Raw genomic sequence first — 13,925 nt, forward strand, 5'->3', positions numbered from 1 at the left:
TCCGGCATGCAATCAACAGGAGCAGGCAAAAGCCGGCGTGCTCACATCAGTGGACTGCTGGCAGCAATTCTACTGCTCAGTGTACTGCTATCCGCCTGCGGCAATAGTGATGCCAATCAGCAACAAGCTTCCGCATCGTCATCGTCAGATGGGGATGTGACGCTGGTGATCGGTGCGTATAGTGTCGCCAAGGATGCGGTCGGCGAGATTTTGCCCAAGTTTCAGACGTACTGGAAAGAGAAAACCGGGCAGAATGTGAATTTTCAAGAATCCTATGAAGCGTCGGGTACACAGGCACGTGCCATCGCTGGTGGATTTGAAGCGGATGTAGCAATCCTGTCACTGGAAGGTGATATCGACAAGCTGGTCAAAGCTGGTCTGGTCAAGGATAGCTGGCAGGATGAGCCGTATCATGGTATGATCACACGCTCGGTTGTTGTACTCGGTACGCGCAAAGGGAATCCACTCGGCATTCATAGCTTTCAAGATTTGACCCGATCGGGTGTAAAAGTGTTGTATCCAAATCCGAAAACGTCGGGTGGAGCGCAGTGGGATATTAATGCCATTTACGGTGCAGGGCTTAAGCAATCGGAACGTACCGAAGGCAAAAAAGATCCAGCTGCCGCCAAAGCCTTTTTGGCAGCGGTGCATCAGAATATCGAATCATTGGACAAAAGCGGTCGTGCATCGATGGCGGCATTTGAATATGGTGTTGGCGACGTGATCGTCACATACGAGAATGAATTGCTGGCACGAATGGCAAAAGGCGCGCAATACGATCTGGTAATTCCCGACGATACGATTCAGATCGAGAATCCAGCAGCGGTTGTTGATTCGTATGTAGATAAGCATGGCACACGCAAAGTAGCCGAAGCTTTTCTAAATTATCTGTATACGCCAGAAGCACAGGAGATCTTTGCCAAGCATGGTTTCCGTCCGGTCGATGAGAATGTGTTCAAAACACATGCTGCCGAGTACCCTATTCCATCTGGTTTGTTCGATATTAACTATCTGGGCGGCTGGGATGAGGTGCGCAGCACACTATATTCCAAACGCGGCATCTGGTATCAGGTACTGGCAGGCATATAATAAGATAGTTATTCAGGCTGAAAACAATCACACGCAGAAACATCTTTGATAGACAGTATACGATCAGGTATACAGTCGAAAAGGTATTAACTGATGAATATGCTACTAAGCTGATTCACATTCCGCCCGATAATGACGTATACCTGATAATGAGGGGAAAAGCACATTTTGTCGCTTTTCCCTTATTTTATTAGATTGTTCAAAAAAACAATGGTTCAAATTGTTTATTTATTATGGGAACTTCGTTTGATTGGATATCGAAAGTGACAGGAAAATGGTATACTTTAACGTATCATCACATGGATATAAATAACTATACTCATATAAACAGCCTGAATTTTCCTGTTCGCAATTACGGCACCATCAGGCGCAAGGAGAGAATACTGAATGAACGGACGCATAGTGGACCGACTGACTTTTTTGGGCACCGGAGATGCGATGGGAGTTCCCAGAGTGTACTGCGATTGCGAAGTATGTGAAGAAGCGAGGAGTGGCGGCAGTAACCGCAGATTACGTTCCTCTGTATTGATCGAAAGTATGGAAGGAGACTTCCTAATCGATTGCGGACCCGACTGGCGTTTGCAGATGGAAATGATTAATCGGCGCGCGGATATTGCCAATATTGTAATTACACATGCGCATTTTGATCATATCGCGGGTTTGCCGGAATGGGCGGATGTCTGCCGCTGGCAAAAGATCGAAGGGCGCGTATTTGCCCCGCAGGAAGTGCTAGATCTTATTCAGCGCCAGTATCCGTGGATCGTCAATCATCTGGAGCTTGTCGCTAATGATGAAGGTATGGTACTGAGCGGCTGGAATATCCAACCGTGGAAAGTTCATCATGGGCACAATGGATATTCTTACGCATATCGTTTGGAGAAGCAAGATTTTAGCTGGGTGTATTGCCCAGATGCCATCGGCATGACCGAGGAACAGAAGCGTCCACTGGACCGTCTGGATCTGCTGGTGCTTGGAACAAGCTTTGTGCATGAAGAAGCTGTGTACGAATCGCGTTCGGTCTATGATATGAAAGAAGCAGCGGAATTAATTGATGAAGTCGCTCCTATTCAGACAATCTTTACACATATGTCACATGGAGTAGATGTGCGTCAGAAGCTAGAGTTGCCTGTCGGTACGAGTACAGCGCGTACAGGTATGACGGTTGATCTGGGTAATTATTCAGCGCTGTTGTCTGACGAATAAGAGATCAGTATAATCTGGCTAATCAAATTAATCATTATCATAACTGCGAAAAACAGCGTAAAACCAAGAAAAACGTCGTTTTTTACGCTCCTTCCTACTTGAATCTATAAGATGAATGTGTAAACCGGTATCATTGGATACCGGTTTATTTGCATTATCCTGATCATTATTTATAGTAATCGCGGAATTTGTACAGAGATGCAGTAGGATTATGTAGTTTTACGTAGTCGGCTTTTACTATTATAGAAAATGTCATTATTTCTAACAACGATTGCTTAAAAATGGTTGTTTGATACATATGAAAGGAGGAAAAGGATGATTACCTTCCATGAAGTTAACAAATTCTATGGTGACTTTCAAGTATTGACTGGTATTAATCTCCATGTCGAATCAGGTGAGGTTGTTGTTGTACTGGGTCCATCCGGTTCAGGTAAAAGTACGATGCTACGCTGTATTAACCGCTTGGAAGAAACGAGCAGCGGACAATTGACGGTTAATGGTGTTCGCGTCGACGAACGCAAAACCGATCTGAACAAGTTGCGTCGTAATATCGGTATGGTCTTCCAGCACTTCAATCTCTACCCGCATAAAAAAGTGATTGATAACATCACTCTGGCTCCAATCAAGGCACTCGGCGTATCCAAATCCGAAGCCCACGATACCGCCATGCATTACCTGGAAAAAGTCGGCATCGCTGATAAGGCACAATCCTATCCTTCCCAACTGTCTGGCGGTCAACAGCAACGTGTTGCCATCGCTCGCGGACTGGCAATGAAACCGCAAATTATGCTATTCGACGAACCAACCTCTGCCCTTGACCCCGAAATGGTCGGCGAAGTGCTGGACGTTATGAAAAATCTCGCTCGTGAAGGCATGACGATGGTCGTTGTCACCCACGAAATGGGCTTCGCCCGCGAAGTCGCTGACCGCGTCGTATTTATGGATCAGGGCAAAATTATCGAAGAAGCACCGCCAGAACAATTCTTCTCCGCCCCAGCCGAAGAACGCGCCCAATTGTTCCTAAGCCGCCTGTTAAACCATTAATATTCCAATCGCGTAAACAGTCAATTTTACTATGGCAATGAATATCATGGATACAGACAGGTATATCGTAAGAAAACGTTACAGATCGATATTCAAAATCTGTAACTCTCAGCCTAACCATACATCCAACCATCGTAAAACCATAATGAAGCAAACAGAACAATTCAAAACAACGCTCCACCAGTCAACACTCTACCAATCAACAATGAAAGTGGCAGTTACATAAAGCCCTTCCAACTGCTACCTTCCCAACTATGTGCTTTTCGGAAGGGTGGACTTAGCAGCACGGAGCGGCGGAAAAGGAATTGTCGTGGAGCAGCGAAGCGGTCTCATTTACGATCGGCTATCGACTGCTGAAGGCAGTCATTCCAGATAGCTGATCGTAACGGAGAGCGAAACGACAATCCTTTTCCAAAGCGGACCCTGCCAGAACACCCCATTTCCGAAAACGCACCAAACAAATCCAAATCCAAACCATTAAGGAGACCAATCCCATGAACAAAAAAAGATTCTCTTTTCTGTTAATCTGCATGATCTCCCTCGTTACTGTACTCGTCGCATGTAGCACAACGACGGCACCATCTGCTAGCAACGGAGCGAGCGGTAGTGCTGACAGTGCTAGTTCCCAACTTGATCAAATCAAACAACGCGACAAGCTGGTCGTCGGCGTGAAGTATGACACCAAGTTGTTCGGTCTGAAAGACCCAGCATCCGGTGATGTACAAGGCTTTGACGTCGATATGGCACACGCACTGGCGAAAAGCATTCTCGGTGACGAAAGCAAAGTTGAGCTGAAAGAAGTAACGTCCAAAACACGTATTCCGATGCTGAATAACGGCGATGTGGATATGGTTATCGCGACGATGACGATTACCGACGAGCGGAAAAAAGAAGTCGATTTCTCTGATGTCTACTTCCAAGCGGGTCAATCGCTGCTCGTGAAAAAAGGTAGCCCGATTACAGGGATTCAGGATGTAACAGCGGACACTACAATTCTGGCAGCCAAAGGCGCAACGTCCATCAAAAATATCGAAGCAAAAGTACCGGGTGTGAAAGTACTGGAATACGATAACTATCAAGATGCGTTTAACGCATTGAAAGCTGGTCAGGGCGATGCACTGACAACAGATGATGCAATTCTGTACGGTATGGCTGCACAAGATCCGAACTACGAAGTCGTGGGCGAGCCATTTACAGATGAGCCATACGGTATCGCTGTGAAAAAAGGGCAAACAGCTCTGGTTGAAGCGATCAACAAAGGTCTGACTGATATGAAAGCAGACGGTTCTTATGACGAAACCTACAAAAAATGGATCGGTAAAGAGCCGACTAGCAAATAATACAGCGTTTGGAGCGGTAGTGTATTGAACCTGAAACGCACGATTTGAACAATGATCAATACAGAAAGGGTGGGCTGCCACGCCCATCCTTTTTACTTCAAAGGAGGGATAAAGGATGATCGATTTCTCGATCCTGACGGATTATTTTCCCTATTATATGGAGGGTTTTCTGAATACGATCAAGGCGAGTGTGATTGCACTGATCGCGAGCTTTGTACTCGGAACCATTTTGGCGATATTCCGCATTACGGGTATCAAGCCATTGCAGTGGATCGGAACAGCGTATGTTGAGTTTGTACGTAATATTCCGCTGCTGATTATCGTCTTTTTCTTCTGGTATGCGTTGCCTACGTTTGGCATGCGGCTGGATGGATTTCAGGCTGGAACGGTCGGCTTGTCCGTCTATACGGCTGCATTTATCGCAGAAGCGATTCGTGCGGGGATTCAATCCGTACCGAAAGGGCAGATGGAGGCAGCACGTTCGTCAGGCATGGGATATGTACAGTCGATGATTCATGTCATTTTGCCACAAGCGATCAAGCTTGTCATTCCACCGCTGAGTAACCAGTTTATCAATTTGATCAAAAACTCGTCCGTGCTGACTGTGGTAGCTGGACTGGATCTGATGTACTTTGCTGATAAAGTGAATGGCGATTCGTATGCGACGGTAAGTGCGTATATTTTTGCTGGTATGTTTTATCTGATTTTGACGTTGCCGATGAGTTACGGTTCCTACATACTGGAGCGCAAACTGGCGAAAAGCTCGTAAATCTTCCCCGTGTTTCTACCTGTATAAGTACGGAAACGTAAAGGTGAGAATGCAACGGTATATCGGGAAGTATGCTGGAATGAAGGAGGGATACTATGGATTTTGCAGGTGCATATTCATCTGATAACCTGCGCTTTTTGATGGACGGGTTGAAGATGACATTATACGTCGCTTTCTGGGCGATTATACTAAGCTTTGTGATCGGCTGTGTGATCGGCGTGATTCGGTATATGAAAATTCCAGTGCTATCGCAGGTGCTGGCAGTCATCGTCGAAGTACTGCGCAATCTGCCGCTGCTGCTGATTATCTTTTTCGTGCAGTTTGCTGTACCGCAGATTCCGATCTTCGGTTTGCAGTTTAAGTTTTCGATTCCGGCAGGTGCAATTATCGCTTTGACGTTATTTGAAGCGGCGATGATCTCCGAAGTCGTACGTGCTGGTCTGAAGTCGATTCCAAAAGGTCAGATCGAGGCAGCACGTTCGTCAGGTCTCGGTTCGGTGCAAACGTTGTGGCATATCGTATTGCCGCAAGGATTACGCCGGATGGTGCCACCGCTAGTAAGTCAGTTCATTTCCTTGCTCAAAGATACATCGCTTGCGGTTATCGTGGCACTGGCAGAGCTGATGCACAATGCGCAGATCATTATTGGTCAAAGCCCAAACTATTCGATCCCAATTTTGCTGCTTGTCGCCATGATCTACTTTGTTGTAAATTATACATTGTCGATCATCTCCAAACGGTTGGAGACGAAAACAGCCTAAATTGCACAATACGCAGCCGGTTTCCGGAAGGAGACCGGCTTTTGGTATATAAACAGACAGGTGTTTTTACGATGAAAACAGCATGAGAGGGAATTTTTATGGTAACATATAAACAATTTCAAAAATCGGCAGAGACTATATTGCCGCATACCGAGGAACGTCAATCCCGTTTTCGTCGTAAAGGGGCTGAGGGGCGAATGCCTGCTCTTTTCAGAAATGAGAAAATCCAGATGCTTGTTGTGGCGCTCGGAACGGCGGCGGCTGGTGAATTCAAAATCAATCCGGTGCCGGGCGATCTGTTTCGGATCGGGCTAGGTGGTAGCGCGTTTTTGTTGTTTTTGCTACTGATGAACCGATTGCCTTATATTCGTACCGGCATCTATACGGCGGTAACGGTCATTGTATTTCGGATCTTGTTGGATCATCTGTTTTTGCCAGTTGCACCGGGCTGGCTGGATAGTCTGCGTGTTCATACGTCAGGCGGCTTGTATTATTTGACCTTTTCGGCGGGGATGTATCTGATTCAGAATCAGCTGGAGCGTATGAATCTGCTGCTGCTTGGTGTGGTAGCAACATGTATTGATTTTAGCTCCAATACGGTAGAGATGATTTTGCGCTGGCTGCTGAATGGATCGGATATTTTTAATCCGGCAACTTGGGGGTATATTGCACTGGTGGCGGGGCTGCGGGGCTTCTTTGTGACCGGGTTGTACAGCAGTATTGCAGTCAGCCAGATTAGAGCTTTGTCATTAGAGCAGAACAAGCGGATGGAGCAGATGCTATCGGTGAATTCCGGGCTGTATGGCGAAGTGTTTTATTTGCGGAAATCGATGGATACGATTGAGCGTGTGACGAGCAGCAGCTACCGGCTCTATACCGATCTGAAAAAGGCGGAATTGAAAGATTTCAGTCAACGTCAGCTCGCTATTACCCAGGAAATACATGAGGTGAAAAAGGACTCACAGCGTGTTGCAGCAGGGCTGCTCAAGCTATTCGATCAGGATGCACAGACGCTACTGGCGATGTCGGAGATTCTGGATTATGCCATTCGTGGCAATCGCAAATACGCATCCATGATGCAAAAGCAAATCGTCATTAGCGCACATCTGGAACAGGATTTTATGACAGCTGACTATATTCCACTGCTGACATTGCTGAACAATCTGCTGGCAAATGCGATTGAGGCACTGGATCATTCTGGTGCGATTGAATTGCGAATGGAGCAGGAAGGCAAGTGGACAGTATTTCATGTGTCCGATTCAGGCAAGGGAGTTCCAGAGAAGATTCGGGAAACGATCTTCGAGCCGGGCTTTACGACCAAATTTGGTGAGGGCGGTAGTGCTGCGACTGGCATCGGGCTATCGCATGTGCACGATATCGTAATCTCATTAGGTGGCAGTATTGCGCTACAATCTGGCGAGCAGCAGGATCATTGGAATACGGTATTCGTAGTTAAGCTGCCGACAGAAGCATTGAAAAAGGGGGAGTAGTATGGGTTTGACGTTTTGTATTGTGGACGATGATCCGGCAACACGCGCGATGCTGGAAAATATTATTTTGGACAGTCAGCTCGGTGAAGTGACGGGTACGGCACGCGGTGGTGAGGAAGGGATGCGTATTATTTTGGAGACGCAGCCGGATGTAGTGCTGATCGACTGGCTGATGCCGGATCAGGATGGACTGGAAACGATTGTGCAGCTCAAGCGACAAGGCTTTGGCGGCAAATATGTGATGATTTCGCAGATCGAGAATCAAGAGATGGTCGGTGAAGCGTACCAGTCGGGTATTGAATTTTTCATTCGTAAGCCGATTAATCGGATTGAAGTGGAATCGGTGCTATCGCGGGTGAGCGAACATTCGGAGATTCGTCAGTATTTGCATGAGTTGAAATCGTCGCTGTCCAAACTCGATACTCTCAATCTGCTATCCGCTGATCGTCAGAGTGCGGTTCCGGTCAAGCCACGTAGTGTGAACGAAGTAATTCGACCGATCTATATGAATCTCGGTATTGTCGGTGAAGCAGGCTGCAACGATATTACTGCGATTATGGAAATGCTGCTGCATCGTGGGCAGGCTGGACCATTTCCGCCGCTGAAGCAATTGTATGAAGGTGTAGCGGGAGCGTACAAAACAACATCGCGGGAAGTGGACAAAGAAGCGAAGGCGATTGAGCAGCGTATTCGTCGTACCGTTACGACAGCGCTCACGCATCTTGCTTCCATCGGACTGACCGATTATGGCAATCCCAAGTTTGAGCATTATGCACCGTTGTACTTTGACTTTGAGGACATTCGTGCCAAGATGAAGGAGATCGACGAAGAGCGTGATGATGGCAAAAGCAAAGTCAGCATCAAAAAGTTTTTGCAGGTATTGTATTTGGAAGCACTGGATCAGATGCAGACTGTATAGTGTGTAAAACAAAGCGATATGTACTCTTTTGTTCAATCTGGGCTGAAGTTTGCGCCTATATATCGCTATCTGGAGCAGCTGCACTAGATCAATCCAACAGACCATTCAGAACAACCGACTTTATGGAGAACGCCCATGAACCATTGCAACAGACCGGTAGAGTAGTTGCAATACAAAATAAAGAAGCACCTTGCGGTGAGTATAGGATTATCGGGTATCGATGACAGATACGGATGATCCTATACTCTCTGGCAAGGTGCTTTTTGGTCATTGCATTCGTTCCTTTTGAAGCCTCAGATGTGAACGGTGTACTGCAAACATCAAGCGAGAATTATACCTGTGCTTCTGCATTCAGGATGAATTTCTCAATGACCTGTGTAATGCCTTCTTCGTTGTTGCTGGCTGTGATATAGTCTGCGATGTCTTTGAGCGGTTGGATCGCATTGCCCATCGCTACGCCCAGGCCGGCAGCTTCCAGCATTTCATGGTCGTTCCACGAATCGCCAATTGCAATCGTTTCTTTTAGATCGCAACCGAAGTGGTCGGCGAGGAACGTAAGCGCTGCGCCTTTGGTGCCTTCCTTGTGCATAATTTCCAGAAATTCCGGTTTGGATTTGGTAATATGCACGCCGTCACCAAGCAGCTCGCGCAAAATCGGTTGCAGCTCATCCAGAAATGCTGGATCGTCGATGATCAGCATTTTTGGAGTTGGCAATTCCATCAGCTTGGCAAAATCCGGCTCGACATAGTACTGTGTACGGTTGAGCGTTGTGTAGTCGATCAGATGCTGATTCAGCTCACGCGCATACAGCTTATCATCGATATACGTTTGCAGATGAAGATTGTGCTGGATGCAGTAGTCATAAAGCTTACGAGCGGCTTCGACCGGTACATAACGTTCGTACAATACTTGCTCATCCAGCAAGTTTTTGACCAGTGCGCCTTGATACGTAATGATCGGTACATTCAGACCAGTTTGACGGGCGATTGCTTGTGCGGATGCATACGCGCGACCGGTTGCTAGTGTGACTACCGTGCCTTTGGCTACAGCCTGCTCCAGCGCTTGCTGGGTTGCGGGAGTTACTTCTTTGTCGTCATTGATCAGAGTATCGTCGATATCGATTGCAATCAGTTTATACATATGGTTTCTCTCCTCTGTATTCGGTCAGCCCTGCAAAGGGTGCCGATGATCTCTCTACCTATAGTATTCAATTCTAGTATTTAATTCATCGCGTCATTAATCTTCCAGCAGCACTAGCCCAACAAAGTCATCCAGCTCGATATTACCAAAATAATGCTTGATGTCCACGCCGCTCATCGCTTCGCGTACGCTAATCTCCTCATAGCGCTTGCCACGCAGACGGTCTTCGATATCTGCTACATCGCCGATGCCAAAGAAATCGCCGTAGATTTTGATTTCTTCGATCAGCCCATCTTTGAGATCCATGCGGATATCGATGATACCGACCGGGAATTTGCGCGCATGCTTGATGTTGGATGCCGGAGACTGACCATAGTTCCAATCCCAGTTGCGATAACGCTCGGCGGAGATTTCGTGGATTTTGTTCCAGTCTTCTTCGGTCAGTACATATTGCGGTACGTCAGAAGGCTCCACTCCAAAGATATGGCGCAGAATCTCGGCGCGGAATTGCTCCATGCTGAGCGGTTCTTTGAGAAATTCAGAAATGTTAGCAACGCGACTGCGTACCGACTTGGTGCTCTTGGATTTGAATTTCTCTGGGTTTACCTTGAGCGCCGACTGTACATTGTCCAGCTCCGAGTCCACCATCAGGGTGCCATGACTGAACATACGACCACGAGTGGAGAACTGTGCATTACCGGAAATTTTACGCTCACCGATTTGCAGATCGTTGCGCCCAGACAATTCAGCATCGACGCCAAGCTGTTGTAGCGCTTCAACGACAGGCTGGGTGAATTTGCGGAAATTGTGGAACGATTGACCGTCGTCTTTGGTGAGGAAGCTAAAATTCAGATTGCCGTGATCATGATACACCGCACCGCCGCCGGATAGACGACGTACGACATGAATATGATTCGCTTTTACATATTCACTGTTAATCTCTTCGATCGTATTCTGATGCTTGCCGATAATGATGGATGGTTCGTTAATATAAAACAGCAGATAGCTGTCATCCATCGGCAGATGCTTGAGTACAAATTCTTCAATCGCCAGATTGATGGTCGGGTCGTTAATACCCTGGTTATCAATAAAGAGCATGGGACGTTCCTCCAGTGTCATTTACCTTACCGGTCAGTTCCGCCTGGCTGCTGCCTGTTGTCATCATCTATCGGTATAGGAGAAAAGGGAAGTGCGTTCTTCTCCATGGTATGTCAAACGGAAGCATACAGGGCATACTGCCTGCCTACTTATTGTAAACGAAACGAGCGGTAAAACCAATTGAATGTTGCAAAATGACAGTATTGTTCAACCTGTATCTTATATCGTAATTCCAGTAAAATCCAGAATATACGTTTATGCAAAAGGTGCAGGGGTAATATAATGATAACGCTTGCAATAAGGAGGCACATTCATGATGAATGATCAAGCCAAACAATTGCTAAAAAGTAAACAGGAGAAGGACAGTCACAATCAGGATATGAAAAGGTTCGTCGAAGGCAAGAATCATGCTCCCGATCCGGAGCAAAGCGCATCACATCAAGGTCGTCAGTTGGATCAACAAAACCGGATGAAAGATCAGGAGAATCGACTAGGCTGATTGTTATTGCATAGGGAATAGGTTCGTACTTGGAATGGTACATGTTGAGGACGCTGGATAGATCAATGACAGATCGATCGCCCAATACAAATACAGATCGATCGCCCAATACAAATAATGAAATGGCATGATAATAGCTCTGTCCCGGCAATCAATGGGATAGAGCTTTTTGTATGTGTATGTAGAGCAGCATTTGCATTGTGACAGTAGCGGATTTGCCCTATAATCAGAGGGATTGGTTGTCCAATACAGAACGTAACCAATACAGAACTTGAATAGATTAAAGGAGAATCCATAATGAACCCAACACGTTACAACAAACGCTGGTTGTCCTCTGTCATGATGACGATGGCGCTGGCTTTGCTGCTGGCAGCCTGCGCTCCGACACAGGAAGCGCCTTCCAGTCAGCCAGCGACGGACAGTACAACTCAGCAGCAGACTACAGACTCATCTGCAACGACAAGCGGTGAGCAGACGACTTATCCGCTGACGATCAAGGATGCAACCGGTCAATCGTTTACATTCAAAGAAGCACCGAAACGCATTGTATCCATTTCCCCAGCGGAAACGGAAGCACTGTTCGCGATCGGTCTGGATCAGCAAATTGTCGGTGTATCGGAGTATGACGATTACCCGCAGCAGGTGAGCACCAAAGCCAAAATTGGTGGCATTAGCGAGCCGGATGTGGAAGCGATTGTAGCGCTGAACCCGGATATCGTATTTACCGGCATCTCCTCCAGTGAGGAATTGGTGAAGAAGCTGCGCGCCTCGGGTATTACTATTTTCAAAACAACGCCCAAAACGGTTGACGATGTGATCAGCAATATTCAACTGTACGGTCAAATTACGAATCATCAGGCACAGGCGAAGCAGGTAACTGACCATATGCAGGAGCAGGTGCAAATGGTGAAGAATGCTGTCTCTTCAGTGAAAGCTGCCGACAAGAAAAACGTATATATTGAGTTCTCCCCAGGCTGGACCGTAGGCAAAGGCGAATTCATGGACGAGCTAATCACATTGGCAGGCGGCATCAATATCGCTGGCGACAATGAAGGCTGGTACGAGATCAATGAGGAAAATATCGTCGCTGCCGATCCAGATGTCATTCTGTATTCCAAAGAATCGGTCGATTCCAAAACGAATCAAAGTCTGGATCAGATCATCCGCGCACGTAGCGGTTGGGACAAAATCAAAGCCATCAAAACTGATCAAGTGTTCGGACTGGACGACGATCTGGTTAGCCGCCCCGGTCCGCGTGTAACGGACGGACTCGTAGAGATTGCTCATGCGCTCTACCCTGATCTGGTCAAACAATGAGTCGTCAAGCAGGGTTGCCGCTGCTGCTATTTGTAGTCCTGCTTGTGCTTAGCGTTATTCTGACTGCCGGTATCGGTTCTGTGCATATTCCGGCAGGGCAGATTACACGCATTCTGCTCTATCATGTACCGTGGCTGCATCATTGGATTACGCCGGACTGGAATGAGGCAGCTCAGCAGATCATGTTGAAAATTCGGCTGCCACGCGTGCTGTTGGCATTGCTTGTGGGCGCGGCACTTGGGGTGGCGGGCGCTGCCTTTCAAGGTGTGCTGCGCAATCCGCTTGCCGATCCGTTTACACTGGGCGTATCATCTGGCTCGTCAGTCGGCGCGGCAGTATTAATTTTTACCGGATATCAGTATGCGCTGTTTGGTAATGGGACACTGCCGCTTGTTGCTTTTGTGACCGGATCGGTGACGTTGTATGCGGTGCTGGCGCTGGCAAGAGAAGAAGGACGGATTCCGACAGCCAGTCTTATTTTGGCGGGCGTAGTGATGCAGTCGTTTCTTGGAGCAATTGTATCGTTTCTGGCGTCGATGTCGGAAGGCAGTGTCAACGAGATTATATTCTGGACGATGGGCAGTCTCAGTTTGCGTGGCTGGTCGTATGTGACAGTTATGCTGCCTTATGTGCTGATCGGTATCCTTTTTCTATGGAGTCAGAGCCGAGCCATGAATATACTGGCACTTGGTGAAAAGGAAGCAGCGCATCTCGGGCTTGCCGTAGATCGGACAAAGCTGATCGTGCTGATCGTTGCCACACTGGTGACGGCGGCGGCTGTGTCGGTATCGGGTGTGATTGCGTTTGTTGGGCTGGTTGTGCCGCATATGATTCGTTTGCTGTTTGGCTCGGATTATCGCCTGCTCATTCCGATGTCCGCACTGGGCGGGGGGATTTTCCTAATATGGGCGGATACGGTTGCGCGTACAGTGCTAGCACCGACCGAGATTCCGCTCGGCGTGGTGACCGCGTTCGTAGGTGCGCCGTTTTTTGCTTATTTGCTGCATCGGAACAAAAAGCAGCGTAATATGATCTAAAGTGTAGATGAGACGAAGCGAAGCTGAGAGATAGAGTTCTTGATAAAAGGATATCTTTCAGTGATTGTAAATGATATTGAGATATGTAGTTGCCAAGTCGGGCGATCCATATCAAAATTGCTACGGAACACGGAACACGGAACACGGAACACGGAACACGGAACACGGAACACGGAACACGGAACACGGAACACGCGCAGGAGCGAGGAGGTGAGCGG

13 protein-coding genes are annotated in these 13,925 nt (G+C 47.4%); 11 read left to right on the plus strand and 2 right to left on the minus strand.

The genetic code is table 11. From position 1 onward, the window contains the following. Positions 1 to 6 precede the first annotated feature (6 nt). The 8 genes from ACDE64_RS06135 (at position 7) to ACDE64_RS06170 (ending at position 8,615) form a co-directional block, all read left to right on the plus strand. On the plus strand, positions 7 to 1,089 hold the full coding sequence (locus ACDE64_RS06135) for a sulfate ABC transporter substrate-binding protein (protein ID WP_411349356.1): 1,083 nt from the start codon (positions 7 to 9) through the stop codon (positions 1,087 to 1,089). Between the two features lie 387 nt (positions 1,090 to 1,476). Continuing rightward, positions 1,477 to 2,292: an MBL fold metallo-hydrolase gene (locus ACDE64_RS06140; protein WP_411345600.1), complete on the plus strand. Its 816-nt coding sequence runs from the start codon at positions 1,477 to 1,479 to the stop codon at positions 2,290 to 2,292. Between the two features lie 315 nt (positions 2,293 to 2,607). After that, positions 2,608 to 3,336 (plus strand): amino acid ABC transporter ATP-binding protein, encoded by a 729-nt coding sequence (locus ACDE64_RS06145; protein ID WP_411345601.1) that lies wholly within the window; start codon positions 2,608 to 2,610, stop codon positions 3,334 to 3,336. A gap of 494 nt (positions 3,337 to 3,830) precedes the next feature. After that, positions 3,831 to 4,676, plus strand: a complete 846-nt coding sequence (locus tag ACDE64_RS06150) for a glutamate ABC transporter substrate-binding protein (protein WP_411349357.1) — start codon at positions 3,831 to 3,833, stop codon at positions 4,674 to 4,676. A gap of 115 nt (positions 4,677 to 4,791) precedes the next feature. After that, positions 4,792 to 5,445: an amino acid ABC transporter permease gene (locus tag ACDE64_RS06155; RefSeq protein ID WP_411345603.1), complete on the plus strand. Its 654-nt coding sequence runs from the start codon at positions 4,792 to 4,794 to the stop codon at positions 5,443 to 5,445. A gap of 95 nt (positions 5,446 to 5,540) precedes the next feature. Continuing rightward, complete coding sequence (locus ACDE64_RS06160) at positions 5,541 to 6,206, plus strand: amino acid ABC transporter permease (RefSeq protein ID WP_411345604.1); 666 nt, start codon at positions 5,541 to 5,543, stop codon at positions 6,204 to 6,206. Between the two features lie 98 nt (positions 6,207 to 6,304). Next, positions 6,305 to 7,696 carry an ATP-binding protein gene (locus ACDE64_RS06165; protein ID WP_411349358.1) on the plus strand — a complete coding sequence of 464 codons (1,392 nt, stop codon included), beginning with the start codon at positions 6,305 to 6,307 and terminating at the stop codon, positions 7,694 to 7,696. A 1-nt stretch (position 7,697) separates the two neighbouring features. Then, on the plus strand, positions 7,698 to 8,615 hold the full coding sequence (locus ACDE64_RS06170) for a response regulator (protein ID WP_411349359.1): 918 nt from the start codon (positions 7,698 to 7,700) through the stop codon (positions 8,613 to 8,615). Positions 8,616 to 8,946: 331 nt separating this feature from the next. Here ACDE64_RS06170 and ACDE64_RS06175 read toward each other — a convergent pair whose 3' ends face one another. Together ACDE64_RS06175 and ACDE64_RS06180 are read right to left on the minus strand one after the other, a co-directional pair. Then, on the minus strand, positions 8,947 to 9,756 hold the full coding sequence (locus ACDE64_RS06175) for a Cof-type HAD-IIB family hydrolase (RefSeq protein WP_411349360.1): 810 nt from the start codon (positions 9,754 to 9,756) through the stop codon (positions 8,947 to 8,949). A gap of 96 nt (positions 9,757 to 9,852) precedes the next feature. Next, positions 9,853 to 10,854, minus strand: a complete 1,002-nt coding sequence (locus ACDE64_RS06180; protein ID WP_411345608.1) for a lipoate--protein ligase — start codon at positions 10,852 to 10,854, stop codon at positions 9,853 to 9,855. Positions 10,855 to 11,167: 313 nt separating this feature from the next. Here ACDE64_RS06180 and ACDE64_RS06185 point away from each other — a divergent pair, with 313 nt between their 5' ends. From ACDE64_RS06185 to ACDE64_RS06195, 3 genes are all read left to right on the plus strand, one after another. Continuing rightward, the gene (locus ACDE64_RS06185; protein ID WP_411349361.1) at positions 11,168 to 11,353 is read left to right on the plus strand and encodes a hypothetical protein; all 186 of its coding nucleotides are present in this window, start codon (positions 11,168 to 11,170) and stop codon (positions 11,351 to 11,353) included. 297 nt (positions 11,354 to 11,650) lie between these two features. After that, positions 11,651 to 12,670, plus strand: coding sequence for an ABC transporter substrate-binding protein (locus tag ACDE64_RS06190; protein WP_411349362.1), 1,020 nt, complete (start codon positions 11,651 to 11,653; stop codon positions 12,668 to 12,670). After that, the gene (locus ACDE64_RS06195) at positions 12,667 to 13,707 is read left to right on the plus strand and encodes a FecCD family ABC transporter permease (RefSeq protein WP_411349363.1); all 1,041 of its coding nucleotides are present in this window, start codon (positions 12,667 to 12,669) and stop codon (positions 13,705 to 13,707) included. Before ACDE64_RS06190 ends, ACDE64_RS06195 begins: the two co-directional genes overlap by 4 nt. The last annotated feature ends 218 nt before the right edge of the window (positions 13,708 to 13,925 follow it).

It is taken from the genome of Paenibacillus sp. WLX2291 (assembly GCF_046603665.1).
Lineage (GTDB): Bacteria > Bacillota > Bacilli > Paenibacillales > Paenibacillaceae > Saccharibacillus.